Below are 20,821 nucleotides of genomic sequence, written 5' to 3' on the forward strand. Positions count from 1 at the left end.
TTCCCCTCTCTTTTCGTTAAAAAAAGCGATCCGGCGGATTGAATACGGAATGCGCCGCACGCACATCCGCCGGGTAAAGCTTTAGAAAACAATATCAATAGCTTCCAGCAAGTCCTCTTCCTGCTCCGAAGAACCGTTTAAGGAAAGATCTTTCAGCAGGACATGAGGCTGCTCGCAAATTTTGGAGAGGATGGTCAGAAAGTCTTCGGCAAAATTGTCGATCATATTCCGGGTAAACAGTTTAGTCGCATATTCAAAATGACCGCTCATGCCTTCTTCCTCATGCGTAACTTCAAGGGTCAGATCAAATTTGGCGACCGTCTGTGCCTCGATATAAGGCTCGACGGTTAACTCTCCGAAACGGCTTATCCGGTCTTCTCTGGTTTCCATCACAAACACCGTGTCAAATATCGGATGCCGGCTCAAGTCCCTTGCCGCCTGCACTTTTTCCACAAGCTCCTCGAACGGGTAATCCTGATTTTCGTAGGCTCCCAGCATCGTTTCTTTGATTTCCTCCAGGTAAGAAAGGAACATTTTCTCGCCAGACGGATAATTCCGGATCGCGAGCGTGTTCACGAACATCCCGATCAATGGTTCCGTATCCGCATGAGTTCTGCCTGAGACCGGCGTGCCCACAATAATGTCTTCTTGCCCGGAATACTTATGCAGCAGAATCGTGTAGGCGGCGAGGAAAACCATATACAAAGTTGCGCCGTTCTCGTCCGCAATTTGCCGTAAGGCTTCGCTTTGCTGCTTATCTATGGCAAAATCCAGCACATCTCCCTCGTAGCTGCGCACCGCCGGTCTCGCGAAATCGGTCGCCAGTTCAAGCCGCGGCAGTTCCCCGTCCAGAACGTCCAGCCAGTACGCTTCCTGTTTTTTCAGACGTTCGCTCTGCGCTTCGGACTGCTGCCAGGAAGCGAAGTCCTTGTATTGAATCCGCAGCGGCTGGAGGCCTTCGCCCATATACAACCGGAGAAGATCGTCGATTAAAATGCCGGTGGATACGCCGTCGGATACAAGATGATGGATGTCGAACATCAGAATATGCCGGTTCCGTTCCAGCGCGATCAGACCGACCCGCAGCAGCGGCGGTTGTTCCAGATCAAAGACGCGGACAAACTGTGCGGCAATTTCCCGGGCTCCTTCTTCGTCCGACTGCCGGTACTCCAGGGCGAAATTCACTTCCGGGTAAATAACCTGTGCCGGTTCGCCGTCCACCATCTCGAATGCCGTTCGCAAAATCTCATGACGGCCGATCAGCCCGCGAAGTGCAGCTTCGAAGCGGCCGCGGTCCAGTTCACCTTTTAGGACCATAAGACCCGACATGTTGTAGCTCAACTCCGCGCCTTCCATCTGATGCTGGATGTACAGCCTTTTCTGTACGGAAGACAGCGGGTAATGAGCGCGTTTCTCGAGTACAGGGATGGCGGTATGCTCCCGGTGTTCCAATCCCGCTATGGTTTGAGCCATTTCTTCAATCGTAGAATGACGGAAAACGTCTCTTAACGGCAGATCGACGTTCAGTTCCTTGTGCACTTTGCCGACAAGCGTCGTCGCCCGCAGGGAATGTCCGCCCAGGTCGAAGAAGTTATCGCGGATGCCGATTTCCTTCTTTAGACCGAGTACATCCTGCCAGATGGCGGCCAACTTCGCTTCCAGCGCCGTTCGTGGCGCGATATATTCCGCGCCGCCGTCTACGCCCGCTTCCGGCGCCGGCAGTGCCTTGCGGTCCACTTTCCCGTTCGGCGTCAGCGGAATCCGCTCCAGCCGGATGAAATACGACGGGATCATGTAGCCCGGCAGTTCCTGCGCCAGCGCGCTTCGCAGACTGCTCACGGCAAGCTCGCCATCCACCGTGAAGTACGCGCACAGCGCTTTCTGGCCGCCGCCGTCTTCGCGGACGAGGACGACCGCTTCGCGGACGCCGTCCGCCTGGAGCAGCTGCGACTCGACCTCGCCGGTTTCGATCCGGTAGCCCCGGATTTTCGCCTGGTGGTCGATCCGCCCGATAAAGTCCACGTTGCCCTCCGCCGTCCACCGGGCCAGGTCACCCGTGCGGTACAGACGCTCGCCCGGGACGAACGGGCTGTCCACGAACTTCTCTTCCGTCAGATCCGGTCGGTTCAAGTAGCCCCGTGCCACGCCCGGGCCGCCGATGCACAGCTCGCCCAGGACGCCGACCGGCACCGGGTTCAGGTGCGCGTCCACGATGTAGAACCTCGCGTTCAGCCACGCTTTGCCGATCGGCACGCTGCCTGTCTCCGGCAGCTTCGCCAGCGGCTCGTCGTAGAAGCTCGAATCAATCGCCGCTTCCGTGACGCCGTAGCTGTTGATGATCCGGAACTGCGAGCCGAAGCGCTCCTGCAGCACGCGATAGTCGCCAACGCTGCAGCTGTCGGAGCTGGTGATGAGCAGCTCCATCGAGCTCATATCCAGCTCGTGCTGCGCCACATGTTCCATAAACGGCACGATGAGCGCCGGGGTCGATTCGAACACGGTAATCTGCTGTTCGTGGATCCAGCCGTGCAGACGGGCCGGGTCGATCCGGTCGTCCTTCGGCACGATGACCATGGTGCCCCCGTTGTACAGCGTCCGCGCAATATCTCCGACGAACACGTCGAAGGAGAAGCTCGCAAGCTGAAGCAAGCGAACCGGGAACCGGTCCAGCCGGTACTCCCGGCGGTAGGCGGCGGCTGTGTTCACAAGGCTGCGGTGCTCGATCATGACGCCTTTGGGCCGTCCCGTCGTGCCCGACGTGTAGATCACGTAGGCGAGATCGTGCGGCTGGGTTTCGGCCGGGACACCGTTCGGTGTGCCTGATGCAGGCGAACTGCCGGACGCTGCGCTGTCAGCCAAATCCCCATTTGCGCTGCCTTCCAAGATGACTCCGACAGCCGCATTCTCTCCGTCCCCGCTGTACGACTTCTCGTCGTCCAGGCAAAGGATCGTGCGCAGCGCCGTCTCTTCCGCTTCCAGCCAAGCCTCGGCGCTCTCTCTGAGGGAAGTCTGCGTCATCAATACCGTCGCTCCGCTGTCTTCGAGCATAAACCGGATGCGGTCGGCCGGGTAATCCGGGTCAAGCGGCACATACGCGCCTCCCGCTTTCCATACGGCGATCACGCCGACGAGCAGCTCCACCGAACGCTCGGCCAAAATGCCGACGATCGACTCTCTGCCGACACCGCCTTCCCGCAGGGTTGCCGCCAGCCGGTTCGCCTTTTCATTCAGCTCCCGGTAGGTCAACTGCTTGTCTTCGTAGACAACGGCCGCCGCATCGGGAGTCGAGACCGCCTGTTCCTCGAACAATCGGTGGAAGGTCTGCACCTGCGGAAGCTCGGACATGGCCGGATTGAACGTTTCAAGCAGCTGCTCTTTTTCGGAAGGAGTCACCAGTTCAAGATCGGCGATTTTGACCTCCGGGCTCTTCACAATGGCATTCAAAAGCTGCTCGTAATGCTTGGCCATTCGTTCTATCGTTTCTTTTTTATACAAAGAGGTTGCATACTCGAACAAGTAATCCAGGCCGCCGGAGGTTTCCGTCACATCCAAACTAAGGTCAAACTTGGACACGATTTCTTCGCTCGCATAAGGAGCCAGTCGGAGGCCGGGCAGCTGAAGCTCCTTGTTTTCCGTGTTTTGCAGCGTGAACATCGTGTCGAAAATCGGATTGCGGCTTAGATCCCGGGCAACCTGCACCTTGTCCACCAGTTCCTCGAACGGGTAGTTTTGATGCTCGTATGCGCCCAAAGTCGTTTCCTTGACCTCCTGCAGGTAGGAGAGGAACGTTTTGTCCGCGGCCGGGTAATTGCGGATAGCCAGCGTATTGACAAACATTCCGATCAGCGGCTGCACATCTCCGTGTGTCCTTCCGGCAATCGGCGTACCTACGATCAAGTCTTCCTGCGCCGTATATTTATGCAGCATGACTGTATAGGCCGCAAACAGAACCATGTATAGTGTTGTACCCGTTTCCGCCGCCAGCCGCTTTAACCCTTCACTCTTCTGCGCATCCATGAAAAATTGGAGCGTCCGTCCTTCGTAGCTCTGCAGGGCAGGCCGGGCATAATCCGTCGGCAGTTCCAGCACCGGCAGTTCTCCCCAGAAGACATTAAGCCAGTAAGCTTCCTGACGCGTCAGCTGTTCTTTCTGCCCTTCGGACTGCTGCCAGACGGCGTAGTCCTTGTATTGAATGCGCAGAGGCTCCAGCGCCTCTCCGCTGTATAAGCGGACGAACTCTTCCACCAGCACGTCCATCGAAACGCCGTCGGACACGATATGATGCATATCGAACATCAGAATATGCCGGTCCTCCGCCAGTTCGACTAAGCCTACGCGCAGCAAAGGAGGTTTGGCCAAATCGAACGGTCGTACAAAATTCCGCACCGTTTCTGCCGCTTCTTCCTCGCTTACCACAACATGTTCCACGGAAAAGTCCACATCCGGGTATACCCGCTGCACCGCTTCCCCATTCGCCATTTCGAAACCCGTGCGCAGTGTTTCATGGCGCCGGATCAGACCCCGGAATGCTTCCTCGAACCGGTTCCGGTCCAGCGCACCTTCGAGTATCAGCGTACCCGGCATGTTGTAGCTCAGCTCCGCTCCCTCAAGCTGATTGAGAATATACAAACGTTTCTGAGCGGACGAAAGCGGGTAGAATTCCCTTTTTTCCACAGCAGGAATGGAAACATGCTCCTGCCGTTCCATGTTGGCAATCGCCTCTGCCATATCTTCAACCGTCGAATGACGGAAAACGTCTCTTAACGGCAGATCGACGTTCAGTTCCTTGTGCACTTTGCCGACAAGCGTCGTCGCCCGCAGGGAATGTCCGCCCAGGTCGAAGAAGTTATCGCGGATGCCGATTTGCTTCTGAAGGCCGAGTACATCCTGCCAGATGGCGGCCAGCTTCGCTTCCAGCGGCGTGCGTGGCGCGATATATTCCGCACCGCCGTCTACGCCCGCTTCCGGCGCCGGCAGTGCCTTGCGGTCCACTTTCCCGTTCGGCGTCAGCGGAATCCGCTCCAGCCGGATGAAATACGACGGGATCATGTAGCCCGGCAGTTCCTGCGCCAGCGCGCTTCGCAGACTGCTCACGGCAAGCTCGCCATCCGCCGTGAAGTACGCGCACAGCGCTTTCTGGCCGCCGCCGTCTTCGCGTACGAGGACGACCGCTTCGCGGACGCCGTCCGCTTGAAGCAGCTGCGACTCGACCTCGCCGGTTTCGATCCGGTAGCCCCGGATTTTCGCCTGGTGGTCGATCCGCCCGATAAAGTCCACGTTGCCGTCCGCCGTCCACCGGGCCAGGTCACCCGTGCGGTACAGACGCTCGCCCGGGACGAACGGGCTGTCCACGAACTTCTCTTCCGTCAGATCCGGTCGGTTCAAGTAACCCCGTGCCACGCCCGGGCCGCCGATGCACAGCTCGCCCAGAACGCCCACCGGCACCGGGTTCAGGTGCGCGTCCACGATGTAGAACCTCGCGTTCAACCACGCTTTGCCGATCGGCACGCTGCCCGTCTCCGGCAGCTTCGCCAGCGGTTCGTCGTAGAAGCTCGAATCAATCGCCGCTTCCGTGACGCCGTAGCTGTTGATGATCCGGAACTGCGAGCCGAAGCGCTCCTGCAGCACGCGATAGTCGCCAACGCTGCAGCTGTCGGAGCTGGTGATGAGCAGCTCCATCGAGCTCATATCCAGCTCGTGCTGCGCCACATGTTCCATAAACGGCACGATGAGCGCCGGGGTCGATTCGAACACGGTAATCTGCTGTTCGTGGATCCAGCCGTGCAGACGGGCCGGGTCGATCCGGTCGTCCTTCGGCACGATGACCATGGTGCCCCCGTTGTACAGCGTCCGCGCAATATCTCCGACGAACACGTCGAAGGAGAAGCTCGCAAGCTGGAGCAAGCGGACCGGGAACCGGTCCAGCCGGTATTCCCGGCGGTAGGCGGCCGCCGTGTTCACCAGGCTGCGGTGCTCGATCATGACGCCCTTGGGCCGTCCCGTCGTGCCCGACGTGTAGATCACGTAGGCGAGATCGTGCGGCTGGGTTTCGGCCGGGACACCGTTCGGTGTGCCTGATGCAGGCAAACTGCCGGACGCTGCGTTGTCAGCCGAATCCCCATTTGCGCTGCCTTCCAAGATGCTTCCGACAGCCGCATTCTCTCCGTCCCCGCTGTACGACTTCTCGTCGTCCAGGCAAAGGATCGTGTGCAGCGCCGTCGCTTCCGCTTCCAGCCAAGCCTCGGCGCGCTCTCTGAGAGACGTCTGCGTCAGCAGTACCGTCGCTCCGCTGTCTTCGAGCATGAACCGGATGCGGTCGGCCGGATAATCCGGGTCAAGCGGCACATACGCGCCTCCCGCTTTCCATACGGCGATCACGCCGACGAGCAGCTCCACCGAACGCTCGGCCAAAATGCCGACGATCGACTCTCTGACGACACCGCCTTCCCGCAGGGTTGCCGCCAGCCGGTTCGCCTTTTCATTCAGCTCCCGGTAGGTCAACTGCTTGTCTTCGTAGACAACCGCCGTCGCATCGGGAGTCCGTACCGCCTGTTCCTCGAAGAGCCGGTGGAACGTCTGCACCTGCGGAAGCTCGGACATCGCCGGATTGAACGCTTCGAACAGCTGCTCTTTTTCCGAAAGCGTAAGCAGTTCCAACTGTTCCACGGGGATATTCGGATCGGCCGCAGCCTGCTCGACCGCCCGGGTGAAATGCCCGTGAATCCCACGGATGTCTTCCTCGCTGAACGTATCCGCGTTATAGGTGAACCGGATCATAGTCCGCTCGCCCGGAATAACCGTGATATCGAAATCGTAATTCGTTTGCTCCGGAGCCTGAATGTTGGAAATGGCCAAAGCTCCGTTTCCTCCGATAAGCTGTTCGATCCGTTCTTCCATCGGATAGTTTTCGAACACCATGATATGGCTGATAAGATCGCGTTTCTGTTCGCTAAGCGCCTGGATTTCGTAAAGCGGGAACGTATCGTACGCACCGGAACCAAGCGCCTGTTCCTGGGTTTTTCGCAACACATCCGCCACGGATTCTCCCGCTTCGCTCCGGACCCGGACCGGAATCGTATTGATAAACAAGCCGATCATGCTTTCCACACCGGCAATATCCGCCGGACGGCCCGAAACGACGCAGCCGAACACGACATCCCTGCTGTTGTTATACACCTGCAGAACGAGACCCCAGAGCGTTTGGATGAACGTACTTAACGTCACTTGATTTTGCCTGGACACGCGCTCGATCCGCTCGCTCAGCTCCCGGCTGAATTCGAATTCCAGTTCGACCGCGTTGAAACTTCCCCCTTTACGCTGCACTTTTTCCTGAGGAAGCTTCGTGTGCTGGTCGTACCCGTTCAAGTAACTCCTCCAATAATCGGCCGCCTCGTTCCGATCCTGTTTTTCCAGCCATTCGATATAACGGGCGAACGGGGTAACGGGAGGAAGTTCCGGTTTTCTTTTTTCCAGGAACGCGAAATAGCTTTCAAACACTTCCTTGATCATGAAGGACATGCACCAGCCGTCCATCAGGATATGATGGTGGCTCCAGATCACATGCCAGGTTTGTTCATCGGTCCGCACAAGGGTCACCCGCATTAGCGAATCATGCGCCAAATCAAATTTCCGGGCTTTGTCTGCCTCTGCCAGTTCAACGAGTGCTTGCACCCTCTCCGCCTCGTCCAGTCCGCTTACATCTTCGTAGTAAACTTCGCCTTTCCGCTGACGAAACACGATTTGAACCGGCTCATCTTTCCATCCGCTTATAAAATTGGTCCGCAGCGCTTCATGCCGTTGAATGAGCACATCCAGCCCTTTCGCAAAAGCCTCGGCGTCGAGGCTGCCCTGCAGATCAAACGTCACCTGCTCGAAATAGGCTTCCGAATCGGCGTCCAGCATACTGTGGAACAGCATCCCTTTTTGCATCGGAGTCAGCGTGTACACATTTTCCAGCTCACCGATTGGGGCGGTGCGTGCCGTCAGCTGCTCCAGCTCTTCCACGGACAGCTCAGGCAGCAGGACATCGCTCGGCGTGAGTTCCGGCAGATCTTTGGACAAGCAGTGTGCAATGACTGCCCGCAAGCTTTTTTCCAGCAGGCTCCCCAGCCGTTCAATCGTTTCCCGGCGGTACTGTGTCGTTCCGTAGCGGATCGTAAGCTCAAGCGAGCCCTCCGTGACCATACCGTTCATGTCGAGCGCGAAATCCATCACCGCGTTTTCGCTGATATCGTTCCCGGTTGAGAACGGAGAAGGTTCCAGGCCGCTGCTCTCATAATCCTGATCGAACTGTCCCAGATAGTTGAAACTGATTTCCGGATCGGAACCGAAAAGGTCGCCTTCCCGGCCTTCCGACAAATACCTCAGAATGCCATAGCCGATTCCCTTGTTAGGGATGCGCCGGAGTCCTTCTTTGGTCTGCTTGATCTGCTGAGAAACCGTCTGATCTCGGCCGCTCTCCAGCAAGACCGGAAACTGGCTGGTGAACCACCCGACGGTGCGCGTGATATCCACTTCCGGCAGGATATCTTCCCGGCCGTGTCCTTCCAGATTCACCAGCACCCGGCTCCGCCCGGTCCAGGCTTGAACGGCCATACCGAGCGCGGTAAGGAGAAGATCGTTCATCTCGGTATTGTAAGCACGGTGCGCCTGTTTCAGAAGCTGCTCCGTCTCGCCTTCCGTCCATCTTACGGTGACGACATCGCTGTCTTTGAGCGTTGACTTCGCCTGCCCCAAATCTTTGGGAAGCGGTGTCTGTTCAAGCTGCCCAATCTGCCTCCAGTAAGCCCGCTCGGATTCTAGCGCCCCACTGTCCGCATAGCGGGACAACTGCCCGGCCCATGTTTGGAACGAATCCGTTTTATGCGGAAGCGAAATCGCTTGTCCGCCGAGAGCCTGTTCATAGCCGGCCGCAAAATCTTCGAACAAGATGCGCCAGGATACACCGTCCACAACAAGATGGTGGATGGCCATGAGCAAATGGTCGCCATCCGGGCAGCGGAACAAGCCCAGCTTTACCAAAGGCCCGTTTTCCAGGTCGATGCTTCCCTGGATTTCGCTCGCCTTTGCCTCAACGGCTGCCTTGCAGTTTCCGAGGCCCGTGAAATCAGCCACTTCCAGGCTGAACAATTCTTCCTCCGTCCCCCGGTTCCATGCTTCATATCCGGCTTCGGTTTTGCGGTAAACCGTACGCAGCGCGTCATGGTGCTCGACCAGCTTAGCGATCGTTTTCCTCAGAGCCGTCTCCTCGAAACCCTCCCTGCGGTATTGCATGAAAGCCTGATTGCTGTGGTGCGGGTCGGCCGGATTCTGCCCGAAAAACCAGCGCTGAATCGGCGTCAACGTCACGGCTCCCGTTACTTCTTCTTGGCTGGCGGTTTTGCCGGCCGTTTGAAGCTGCGGACTGAGGGACGCTATCGTCGGATAGTGGAAAAGATCACGCATAACCAGCTTGTAACCGGCCTGAAGGAGCCTTGAAGAAACTTGCAGCGCCTTAATCGAATCGCCGCCAAGTCCGAAGAAATTGTCCGACAGACCGACTCTGTCTACGCCCAGCACGGACTGCCAGACGGCGGCAAGCGCCTGCTCCGCCGGAGTACGGGGAGCGATGTATTTCACCTCGGCCTGTACGCTTCCTTCCGGCTCGGGCAGCGCCTTGCGGTCCACCTTGCCGTTCGGCGTTAGAGGCAGCCGGTCCAGAAGCATCACGCGAGCCGGCACCATATGCGAAGGGAGCGTTTGCTCCAGATACGCGTGCAATTCTCTGGTATCGATTTCAGACTCCGACACAACGTAGCCGCACAAATACTTCTGGCCCCGCTCGTCGGTACGGTCGGTCACGACCGCTTGGCGGATGCCGTCAAAACGCAGCATCGCCGTCTCGATTTCGCCGAGCTCGATCCGGTATCCCCGGATCTTCACCTGGTAGTCGATACGCCCCATGAAATCCACGTTGCCGTCTTCCATCCAGCGAGCCAGATCGCCCGTGCGGTACAGGCGCTCTCCGGCAGCGAACGGGCTGTCCGCAAACTTCTCTTCCGTCAGCTCCGGACGGTTCATATATCCCCGGGCGACGCCCGGCCCGCCGATGCACAGCTCGCCCAGAATTCCTACGGGAACGGGGTTCAACTGAGCGTCCACGATGTAAAATTTCGCATTCAGCCAAGCTTTGCCGATCGGCACGTTTCCGGCTTCCGGCAGCTTGTAGAGCGGTTCGTCGTAGAAGCTCGAATCAATCGCCGCCTCCGTCACGCCGTAGCTGTTGATAATCCGGAACTGAGAACCGAACCGTTCCTGCAGCAGCCGGTAATCTTCCACACTGCAGCTGTCGGAACTGGTGATGAGCAGTTTCATCGAGCTCATATCGAGCTTCTGCTGCGCCACATGCTCCATAAACGGGATGATCAGCGCCGGCGTCGATTCGAACACGGTAATCTGACGGCTCTGTATCCAGCCGTGCAGGCGCGTCGGATCAATCCGGTCGTCTTTCGGGCAGATGACCATGGTGCCGCCGTTGTACAGTGTCCGGGCGATATCCCCGACAAACACGTCGAAGGAAAAGCTCGCCAGCTGCAGCAGGCGTACGGGGAACTGATCGAGCCGGTATTCCTTGCGGTAGGCGGCAGCTGTATTCACCAGACTCCGGTGCTCGATCATAACGCCTTTCGGCCGCCCCGTCGTGCCGGATGTGTAGATCACGTAGGCAAGGTCATCCGGCCGGCTCTCCGTCGGCGCGTTCTCCCTTTCTTCGCTGTACGACTTCTCGTCGTCCAGGCATAGAATCGTGCGAAGCGCTCCGCCTTCTCCCTGCCACGTTCCGGCTTTGTCCCTCAATCCGCTTTGCGTCAGCAGTACAGCCGCACCGCTGTCTTCGAGCATGTAGCGGATGCGATCGGACGGGTAATCCGGGTCCAGCGGAACGTACGCGCCTCCGGCTTTCCATACCGCCATGACGCCGACGAGCAGATCGACCGAACGGTCGGCCAGAATGCCCACGACCGATTCCCGGCCGATCCCGGCTCCGCGCAGCGAACCCGCCAGGCGGTTGGCCCGCTCGTTGAGTTCCCCGTAGGTCAGCTCATTGTTCTCGTACACCACTGCCGTCGCACTCGGGTTTAACGCCGCCTGTTCCTCGAACAATTGGTGGAACGTTTGTACAGTCGGAAGTTCGGACACCGGCGGATTGAATTCCGTCAAAATCTTATTCTTCTCCCCGTCGCTCAGCATGGACAGCTCGCGTACGGTCTGCAGAGGGTTAAGGACGATCTGGTCAATAATAGTAAACAACTGCTCAGAAATTCGTAGAATTTCGCCCTCATCGAACAACTGAACCCGGTAATCGATATTCAAATCAATTTCCTTGTCGTCGAGCATATCTACAACGTGTATGGCAAAATCGCCCACTTCGTGCCCGGAATGACTGCTTTTCCGAATAACGCTGAGGCCGTCGTAATAAGTCCAGTTCACGGGCAAGTATTCGATATCCACACGGAACAATTCGGGAACGTCCCACTGCTTGTTCCGCTCTCTTAAGTCTTGAATAAGCTGATTGTACGGGTATTTCTGGTGGCGGAGATTCGCTTTCTGTTCTTTGGAAACATGCTGCAAAAACGCCAATACATGCTGATCCGGCTCGAGCAGCATTCGGGTCGCAACCGTACTCACGAACATCCCTAACGTCTCTTTTTCCTGCTTCGACGTCCGGTTCGCATAGATGGTACCGACTGTAATATCTTCATTCCCCGTTACTTTATGGAGCAATATGTATAGAGCCGCCAAAAACACCGTAAAGGTACTGATGTTATGCTCTTCGCTGAAACGCTGCAGCTGCTCGTAGCGCTTGCCCGCGAAAGGCACACTTACCCTGTCGGACTCCGTGCTCACGGAGTAAGGCGAACTCGGTTTCATTCGTGTTATTTCCGAGAAGGATTCCAACTTGTCCAGCCAGTAGGCTTTGTCCTTCTGGTAGCGATCCGATCGCTCGTATTCTTGTTCGGCGTAGATGTAATCGAGATAAGTCCCTTTGGCTTTAGCGTCCGGTTCTTGGCCGTCGATTAATTTTGTATAGTTTTCCATAATCGTCGTGCAAAGCAGATGGGATGCGATACCGTCCGCAATGCTGTGATGAATTTTTATGTTAAACCAATGTTCTTCGTTATTCAGATTAAACAGGCAGAATTGATACAGTTGTTCGTCAAATATGGATAACGGCGTATGATTAAACCGTTCCAGCCACTCTTTTGCTTCGGCTTCACTGCCCATTTCCAAATAATCGCAGCGCGGTTCAATGTCCGATTCATTCACAAACCACTGGAAGGGTTCTCCGGCATCGGTAGACGCAAGCCGGATTCTGAACGCATCATGGTCCCGAACCAGCTTATAGATCGCTTGCATCAAAGCGTCGGTATTCACGGGTCCGCGAATAAACAAAGTACCCACGATGATTCCGACCGATGTATTCGGATACATCATTTCCATACTCCATATTCTTCGCTGAGCTTGGGTTAAAGCAAACCGTTTGTTCGTATTTTCTCTCACATCGACACTCTCCTGGTATAGAGATTCCTTTTCAGGTATGCAAACCTGTTATCTAAATTCCACACTCCAAACTTTCAAAAAAATTTTGAACAAAAAGTGAAGGGGTTCTTTCGGCAGGCTCGTCTAATTCATTGTTCGGTCGGGTGAAAATATTCCAAAACTTGACATATGATGTCGGATAGAGATAATTAGTAAGGGTGTCCTCCCTTCGCGGGCAGTTTTGCAAATGGGCGTTTCTATCCCGTCTACCGGGATTTGCAACAAAAGATTCTTGCGTTAGAAACTAAACTATTTTTGCTTTCATGCTTTTGTAGGATTCCATTTGCTTCCTCTTCTTATAAAATTGCATAATTCACCATCAATTACCAATTATAGCTGATGTCCTCTCAGTAATCATGGTATTTTTGAACTATTTTGTATTAATTTAATAATAAGGTCTATTTTTATCCATTTTTACAAAATATAAATACTTATTGTGACATATGTCATTGTCGATAGATGTACATTTGTCGATTAACCCCGCTTTTCCGCCCCCTTTCTCCATTCCACGCTCCTATTCTTTCCAAAAACAATAACGAATGCGGCTCATCGAGCATCCCTTCTATCCCTTATTCATATGGTTCAATTTACCTTCTCTGCGAATATAACTAATAGGCGCACACAAATCTTAAGCTAGCAAATGCTCCGGCACCCGCAATTATTTCTTTTTAAATAAAACGGTATTTACAAAAATCGTCCTTTCCCTTTACGATGAGCTAATAAACGTTCTTTATTCTAAATAATGGGAAACTATTCAAGATGAGAATAAAGGAGAGAAAATTGAATGTTTAAACGTTTGCTCCGCACCACCGCGCTTGTCTTGACCGTCGGTTCGACTCTGTTGACCGGAACGGTGATCCAGTCCGCTCCCGCTCAGGCCGCAAGCAACATGGTGCCTGATTACGAGGTCAAGATTTTGATGAGTCCGACGGCCGTTCTGGGCTCGGATAACAAGCTCAAAAGCGACGTGCTGGATACGTTCGCCATGCCGTCCAGCGTTACCAAAATGAATGTGGCTTTCCTGGACACGAACGCCAAAAATATTTACAACGGCGGCTGGAGCCCCCGCATTCGCAAAACCGAAGGCGAGAGCAAATTCGAGCTGAGCTACAAAAAGCGGTACCCGATCGTAAACAACGATATCAACGCCGCGCTTACGAAAGCGAACCAGGACGGGTTCGACTCCAGCGACACGAACTACGAAGCGCAAGTCGAGTGGGGATATCAGAACAAAACCTTGAGCATCACGCGAAGCAAAAATGCCAGCAAATCCGGCTACAGCGGCATGGATCTTCCGTCTGTCAGCGATGCCCGCAGCCTGATGATCAGCAATGCGCCGGGCAAGTTCGACAACTGGCTCAGCAACGGCTGGGGCACGAATCTGCTCGGAAGCTCCCGTTACTACGGGCCGGTGCTTGCCAAACGCTCGATCGGCACTTGGAGCGGCTTGAAGCTGTACATCGAAGTATGGCCGATCCGGAACTCTGACGGAACCGGCACCGAATACATAGTCGAAGCTTCGTTCAAAACGACGAGCGAATCAACCGCATCCGCGAAGCACGATGAACTGATCGCACTCCTGCAGAGCAAGGGCTGGTTCCTCGCGCAGGATTCGCTCAAGACTCAGTTGATTATGGACCGCTACTGACGCCGGGGCAAAAAAAATAACAGGTGCAAGCTTTTATAGCCTGCACCTGTTGTGTTTATACACCGCATATATACCGCCGTGTACGTTTTTCGACTGAAACTTGAGCTGCTTTGCATCATGCGGTTTCACGCTTCGCATTACGCCGCCGTATGACCGCCGTCTCCTCGTCACCGTGGATCAAAACCGCTCTCTACGGAGACAGCCCGCAGCTTTTCGCCGAAACCACGGCCCCGGATACCGTTTTTTAACTGTAATCTTCGATTACGAGCAACTTGCCGCCTTCAAATGTAAATACCGACTTTCCTTTAAGAGAGATCTTTTCCCCTGCTCTAGGACCGTTTGGCAGATCGGCCGCCAGAGTTCCCTCGTAATCAATCTCAACTTCAACTCTGTCGTCTTTGACCGTATAATCCGTAATAGTCTGACAGCGCTGGGAGAACAGCTTTTTGGATTGCCCGGCTAATTCGCGGAAAGCGTCTTTTCCTTCCGTCTCCGCATTCACGACGCCGTTAGAGATGTTGCGGAATACAATCTCCTCTTGCATAAGCAGAAGCATGCCTTCGATATCGAAAGCGTTGTAAGCCTCCACGTACTTTTCAACCAAGCTTATCGCCGCACGATCCTCCATCACGACGCTCCTCTCGCATGATTAGTCGGTCACACAAAAATCACGAACTTCTTTCAGCATGAAAAATATTCCTTTCAGGTTTATTTTATTAATGAATGAACGTATAGTCAATATAAAATTTAACATGACCAGTAAAATGGAAATAAAAAAGCCAGCCGTCCTTATGGATAGGCTCGACCGGCTTTTAAAACGAATTAGTCCAGCGAAAGCTTCATCCCTTCATGGCTGGCCGTAAAACCCAGCTTCTCGTAAAAGCGGTGGGCGTCTCCGCGCGTTTTGTCCGTCGTGAGCTGGACGAGTCCACATTCGTGCACCTTTGCGGTTTCAATGGCATGCTCGAGCAGAGCTTTTCCGATTCACCCTCTGTACCGGCTGTCCACGCGGACGCCTTCCACCTGCGCTCTTGTCATCCCCATGCGGACAAGGCCGGGAATCAGTGTCAACTGCAGACAGCCGACCACGTCCCCGTTTATTTCCGCCACAAGGATGGAATTGCCCGTCTGCCCGGTGATAGCGGAAAATGCCTCCTCGTATGCCGGAGGCAGCGGTTTCTCATACCGCTCACGGCGGGATCCAAGCTCGTCATCGGCGAGCAGGCGCACGATCTCTTCCAAATCGCCGCGCTGCGCAGTTCTAATTTCCATCGGTATTCCTCCTCTGCATTCCGTTTAGCTGAACCATTTTAAGACCCTTGAGAAGTACGCCACGCCTCGCACCTTGCCAAAATCTTCAACAATTTTGTCCGAGTCCCTTCATGGCTCAAACCCGGGTCCCCCGCAAAAAAGGTCCCGTCACGGAACCGTCCGCTTCCGCCAATTCCAGCGGGGTTCCCTCGAATATAACTTCTCCGCCGTTCTTTCCCGCTTCAGGCCCGAGCTCGATGATCCAGTCGGCCTGTTTAATGACGTCGCCGTTATGCTCGATCACAATGACTGTATTTCCTTTATCTACCAGACGATTCATCATCGCCAGAAGTTTGCTCACGTCCGCCATATGAAGCCCGGTCGTCGGTTCGTCCAGAATGTAAATCCTGCCCTGCCTGTGCAGCTTGCTCGCGAGCTTAATCCGCTGACACTCCCCGCCGGATAGCGTGCTGAGCGGCTGCCCCAACGCCAGATAACCCAATCCCACATCGCGGATCGCCTGCAGGGGACGTACAATTTCTTCCTCCCCGAAGAAATGCAATGCCTCATGCGCCGTCATTTTTAACACTTCATAGATCGATTTACCTTTATACGTATAACCGAGCACGTCTTCTTTAAACCGTTTGCCGCCGCACCTTTCGCAAACCGTTTTGACCGGTTCCAGAAATGCCATGTCCGTTTCCAGAAAGCCGAGTCCTCCGCAGTCCGGGCACGCCCCCTTTGAGTTAAAACTGAACAGCGAATCGCTGACCCCGTTCGTTCTGGCGAACAAATGCCGGATCTCATCCATGATTCCCGTGTAAGTGGCCGGCGTAGAACGGATATTCCCGGTGACCGGAGACTGATCGATCACAACCGCTTTCGGATTCTCTGCCGCAAATACATCGTGAATGAGCGTGCTTTTGCCGGAACCGGCCATACCGGTAACGACCGTGAGAACGCCGGACGGAATACGAACGGTGATATTTTTCAAATTATGAAGAGAAGCGTTCTCAATCGTCAGCCAGCCGGAAGGCTTGCGCGGATGCGGATTAAACGGGATCTCCCTCTTCATGTTTTTGCCCGTCAGGGTGTCCGCTTTATAAAGGCCCTCCAGGTTGCCTTCATAAACGACGCGCCCTCCTTCCGCACCGGCTCCGGGCCCCATATCGACAATATGATCCCCGATCCGGATCACGTCCCGGTCATGCTCCACGACAAGGATCGTATTGCCCTTGTCCCTTAGTTTGCGCAGGAGCCCATTCAACCGCTCGACATCGCACGGATGCAGACCGGTGCTCGGTTCGTCGAATATATAAAGCATATCCGTCAAGCTGCTGTTCAGGTGGCGGACCATTTTGATCCGCTGGGATTCGCCGCCGGAAAGGGTTTTCGTCTCCCGGTCCAAGCGGAGATACCCGAGTCCCACGTCGAGCAAATGCTGAAGCGGCGGGATCATCCCGGACAAAATCGGTGCGGCCGTTTTGTCCCCGAGCAGGCTTTTCAGAAACGGGAGTAAATCCTCGATCTCTTTAGCTGCCACCTCGGCGATATTTTGCCCGTTGATTTTGCAGTCCAGTGCCTCTTTGTTCAAACGCGTTCCCCCGCACAGTTCGCACGGAGAGAACGTGATGTACCGTTTCACGTTGTCCGGCAAGCTGGCTCCGTCCTTTTTAAAATAGAGCCGGATAAACCGGTCCACGACACCTTCGAATCGTTTGGAGGGCATCCCGCCGTCGGAAGGCAGCTGCAAGTTCTCCGATTTGCCGTATAAAAGCCTCTGCCACTCCACATCGGTGTAATCCCGAAGCTTCTTGTCCGGATCAAACAGACCGGAAAGCAGATGGTGCTTGGCATACCAAGTTCCGGCCGTGAAGGTCGAAAACCGCACCGCTCCTTCATTCAGCGACTTCGAGCGGTCGAAAAGCTTGGGGATATCCGGAACGGCTCTGGTGCCCATCCCCTGGCATCCGGGGCACATCCCCGCGGGATCGTTGAACGAGAACGCGTTCGAATAACCGATGAAGGGCGTTCCTACACGTGAGAACAAAAGCCGGAGCAGCGCGTTGATATCCGTTGCGGTTCCGACAGTCGAGCGCGAGTTGCCGCCCAGTCTTTTCTGATCAATCACGATAGCGGTAGACAGATTCTCGATGCTGTCCACCTCCGGTTGACCGGTTTTCGGCAGGCGGTTTCGGATGAAGGTCGAGAACGTTTCGTTCAGCTGGCGCTGAGCCTCGGCGCTGATCGTATCGAAGACAACGGATGATTTGCCCGATCCCGACACGCCGGTAAACACCGTTATTTTTCTTTTCGGTATACGAAGATGAATATCCTTCAGATTATTTTCCCGTGCCCCTCTCAGCACGATATATTCCGGTTTCATTTTTGCTGCTCCTCTCTTTTCGGCTTGTGCTTTCCGTTTCTGCTTCCATCGTAACAAAAAGACCCTGACAGCTATGTGTCAGGGTTCTTTTTGTTTTCAAGAAACTTTACTGGATGTCCTTCGCATCGGGAGCAAGGAGTTGAACTCGGCGCAAATACGATTTGATTTTCTCCGCTTCTTCCGCGGGATACGTGTACCCGAATTCGGCCGCCACTTGAAGGGCAACAGGCTCAAAAAGCTCTCCCGTCACATACAAAGCGTTCCAAACCTGCTCATAATCGCCGTTTTCATAGGTCGACAAAAGCTTTTTCCAAGATTCCTTATCCAGGTACCGCTTTAAAAATTTGCCGTTCTTCCCGATACTGAGCGAGAAGCCGGTATCCATCCCGACCTTCCATTCCAGCATTTTGAGCAGCATCGCCCTAACGAGATTCACATGATCGATCGCATATAAAATTTCCTGTCTCCACAGTCCCTTGGCGACATAGGTAGACACCCACCAGAATTCGTTGCAGCAATCGGCGAAACGTTGGGCGTCGGGCCGCTGCACCCAATAGTCTTCATCGGTCGGAGGCGGTAGAGCCGGCAGATCGTTGTCCTTGTCAAGCAGGATCACCGTCAGCTTATCTTCCCGGCAGTACATCTCTTTCTCCTCTAGAGGAATAAGCGTCAGGTCTATGCGATTCCCGTCTGTAAATAACATGAGATAGGCAAAACGGTGTCCCGGCTCGTTAGGAAACAGAGCCATATCATCCGGCGTCTGCATAATCAAACGTTCCCCGAACATATTTACCCAATCCGGGTCGTTTCTAAAAGATTCCACATCCGTAACGAGATAGACGATATCATAGTCTCTGAAAAAGTCCTTGGAAACATTCGGATTCGTCCTCGAACCGTTCAAACCGACCGCTCTTACACGGGGGTCATTCTCCGCCACTTTACCTATCAGATCAAACATTTCTTGTTCCGAACGCATGGATCGGCACCTCCTGAGTTTTCATGTTCACATTTTGGCAACAAAACGTTCCAAGGAGGTCCCCGGATATCCGGTAAACGAAGTTATATAAAATGTTCCGCAAATGTCATCAGCTATTCTCCCGGATAAAAATTATAAGAAAGGGCTGCCAAAAAGCCCGGTTCAGCTGCATTTCAGGTGACGGATTTCTTGCTGTGGTCAGATAAGGTCCGATGAGGTTTCGCACAGCCGTCACCCGGTACTGCGCTTCGTCGAATTTCCGGCTTTTTTTATTGAAACCGGTCGTTTTCACCTTCCAATAAATTTTACCATATTCGTGAGACCGACGGAAATTTTCTGATTTTGAGAGTCGTAAAGAGAAATATGTTCGAATAAAAAAACCCACTATCCTTGTAAAACGGCAGCGGGTTCTTTTTTAATCAGGCCTAGGGATCGGGCAGTTCTGCCCGTAAGCTTTTTCCGTTTATGCGACTCCGTAATTGCCGTGAATTCGAGCATCGCTACGTTCGGTGCCGGGTTCCATACGTTCCGGTTCTGTTACGGCATTCTCCGTTTCATTCAGCCGCTGCATAGCGGCCAGGCCGGCCGTATTAAGCAGATTCCACGGTTTGTTATAGTGCGGCTGGAAGAAGAAATCCACAAAAGCAAGCTCCTGCACGGTCATCCGGTTCTGGATGCAAACCGACAGCGTATTGACGGCCTGGGTCATATCCGCTTTCGACATCACTTGCGCTCCCACCAGGCGGCCTCCTTCCGCTTCGAAAATCAGCTTCAGCATCACGTCGTCATAGGTCGGCATAAATTCCGGCCGGTTGTTCTCATGGATGAGGACGGCCTCCACATTCAGGCCCGCCGCAGCCGCGGCCGCTTCGGTCAAACCCGTCGAGGCGATGTTCCAGTCGAACAGCTTGATGGCCGACGTCCCTTGGGTGCCCTGATAACGGACGACCGGTTTCAGCAGGTTCAGACCGGCCAGTGTTCCCATGCGGACGGCATTCGTCGCCAGCGGGATATAGGCGGCTTCGCCCGTCGGGTTATAGCGGACGGCGCAGCTGTCTCCGGCGGCCATCACGTCGGGATGGCTCGTGCGCATATAATCGTCCACGAGGATAGCTCCGCCCGGCAGCATATCCACCTGGCCTTTGAGCAAATCCGTTCCGGGACGGAAACCGATGCACAGCACGACCATATCGGTCTCGAAAGTGCCGTCGGTCGTTACGACTTCGCGTACCTTGCCGTCCGTACCCCGGAATCCTTCGACGGTTCGTCCGAGTGCAAGCTGCACTCCCCGTTCCGTAAGCTCATTGTCCGCGAGCGCTGTGAACTCGGGGTCCAGGTACTTAGCCATGACCCGGTCCATGTTGTCGATCAGCGTCACGTCTTTGCCCAGATCGCGGAATGCTTCGACGAGTTCGATGCCGATATAACCGGCTCCGATTACCGTGATGCGCTTCGCGTCCGCCGCGCGGGCGATGATTTCACGGGCATGGCCGTAGTTTTTGCACAACTGGATGTTCTCCAGCCCGATGCCTTCCATCCGCGGAATGACCGGCCACGAGCCTGTCGTCACGACCAGCTTGTCGTAGGTATCGCCGAACTCTTCCCCGTTCTCCAAGTTTCGAGCCCGGAGCGTTTTGGCTTCCACATCGACTTCAAGCACTTCATGACGCATCCGGGTAACGACACCGAGCCGGGCAAGCTCCTCGGGGCTGCTGTAGAATAACCCCTGCGCATCTTCGATCACCCCGCCGACATGAAGCGCGATTCCGCACGAAAGGAACGAAATGTTATCGTTACGCTCGTAAACCGTGATTTCCGCGTCGGGATATTGTGCTGCAATGTTTTTAACAGCGGCGGTTCCTGCGTGTGTGCATCCGATTACGGCAACTTTAAATGTCATGATGATAGCCTCCCGAAATTTTAATTAGTGAATTATTTCACATACTTTCTATAAAAAAAGAGCTGTTGGCGATTAACCAAAGCG

The 20,821-nt window shown here is 54.7% G+C and carries 6 protein-coding genes and 1 pseudogene; 1 reads left to right on the forward strand and 6 read right to left on the reverse strand.

Annotated features, from left to right (window positions below):
- Positions 1-81: 81 nt before the first annotated feature.
- Positions 82-12,537 (reverse strand): non-ribosomal peptide synthetase, encoded by a 12,456-nt coding sequence (locus KVT34_RS11935; RefSeq protein ID WP_309244085.1) that lies wholly within the window; start codon positions 12,535-12,537, stop codon positions 82-84.
- An 823-nt stretch (positions 12,538-13,360) separates the two neighbouring features.
- Between KVT34_RS11935 and KVT34_RS11940 the strand changes: the two genes are divergently transcribed.
- Entirely contained in the window at positions 13,361-14,224 is an 864-nt protein-coding gene (locus tag KVT34_RS11940) for a hypothetical protein (protein WP_217558845.1), read from the forward strand.
- 244 nt (positions 14,225-14,468) lie between these two features.
- On the opposite strand, the gene KVT34_RS11945 is transcribed toward KVT34_RS11940, so the two are convergent.
- From KVT34_RS11945 to KVT34_RS11965, 5 genes and pseudogenes are all read right to left on the reverse strand, one after another.
- A complete protein-coding gene (locus KVT34_RS11945) occupies positions 14,469-14,852 on the reverse strand; it encodes a nuclear transport factor 2 family protein (RefSeq protein WP_217558846.1) in 384 nt (127 codons plus the stop codon).
- Between the two features lie 194 nt (positions 14,853-15,046).
- Positions 15,047-15,496, reverse strand: a pseudogene (locus KVT34_RS11950) (GNAT family N-acetyltransferase).
- Between the two features lie 115 nt (positions 15,497-15,611).
- Positions 15,612-17,861 carry an ATP-binding cassette domain-containing protein gene (locus KVT34_RS11955; protein ID WP_217558847.1) on the reverse strand — a complete coding sequence of 750 codons (2,250 nt, stop codon included), beginning with the start codon at positions 17,859-17,861 and terminating at the stop codon, positions 15,612-15,614.
- Positions 17,862-17,967: 106 nt separating this feature from the next.
- Positions 17,968-18,837: an aminoglycoside 6-adenylyltransferase gene (locus tag KVT34_RS11960; RefSeq protein ID WP_217558849.1), complete on the reverse strand. Its 870-nt coding sequence runs from the start codon at positions 18,835-18,837 to the stop codon at positions 17,968-17,970.
- Positions 18,838-19,300: 463 nt separating this feature from the next.
- The gene (locus KVT34_RS11965) at positions 19,301-20,737 is read right to left on the reverse strand and encodes an FAD-dependent oxidoreductase (RefSeq protein WP_217558851.1); all 1,437 of its coding nucleotides are present in this window, start codon (positions 20,735-20,737) and stop codon (positions 19,301-19,303) included.
- Positions 20,738-20,821 lie beyond the last annotated feature (84 nt).

Source organism: Paenibacillus sp. GbtcB18 (assembly GCF_019091125.1).
In the GTDB taxonomy this organism is placed as follows: domain Bacteria; phylum Bacillota; class Bacilli; order Paenibacillales; family NBRC-103111; genus Paenibacillus_F; species Paenibacillus_F chitinolyticus.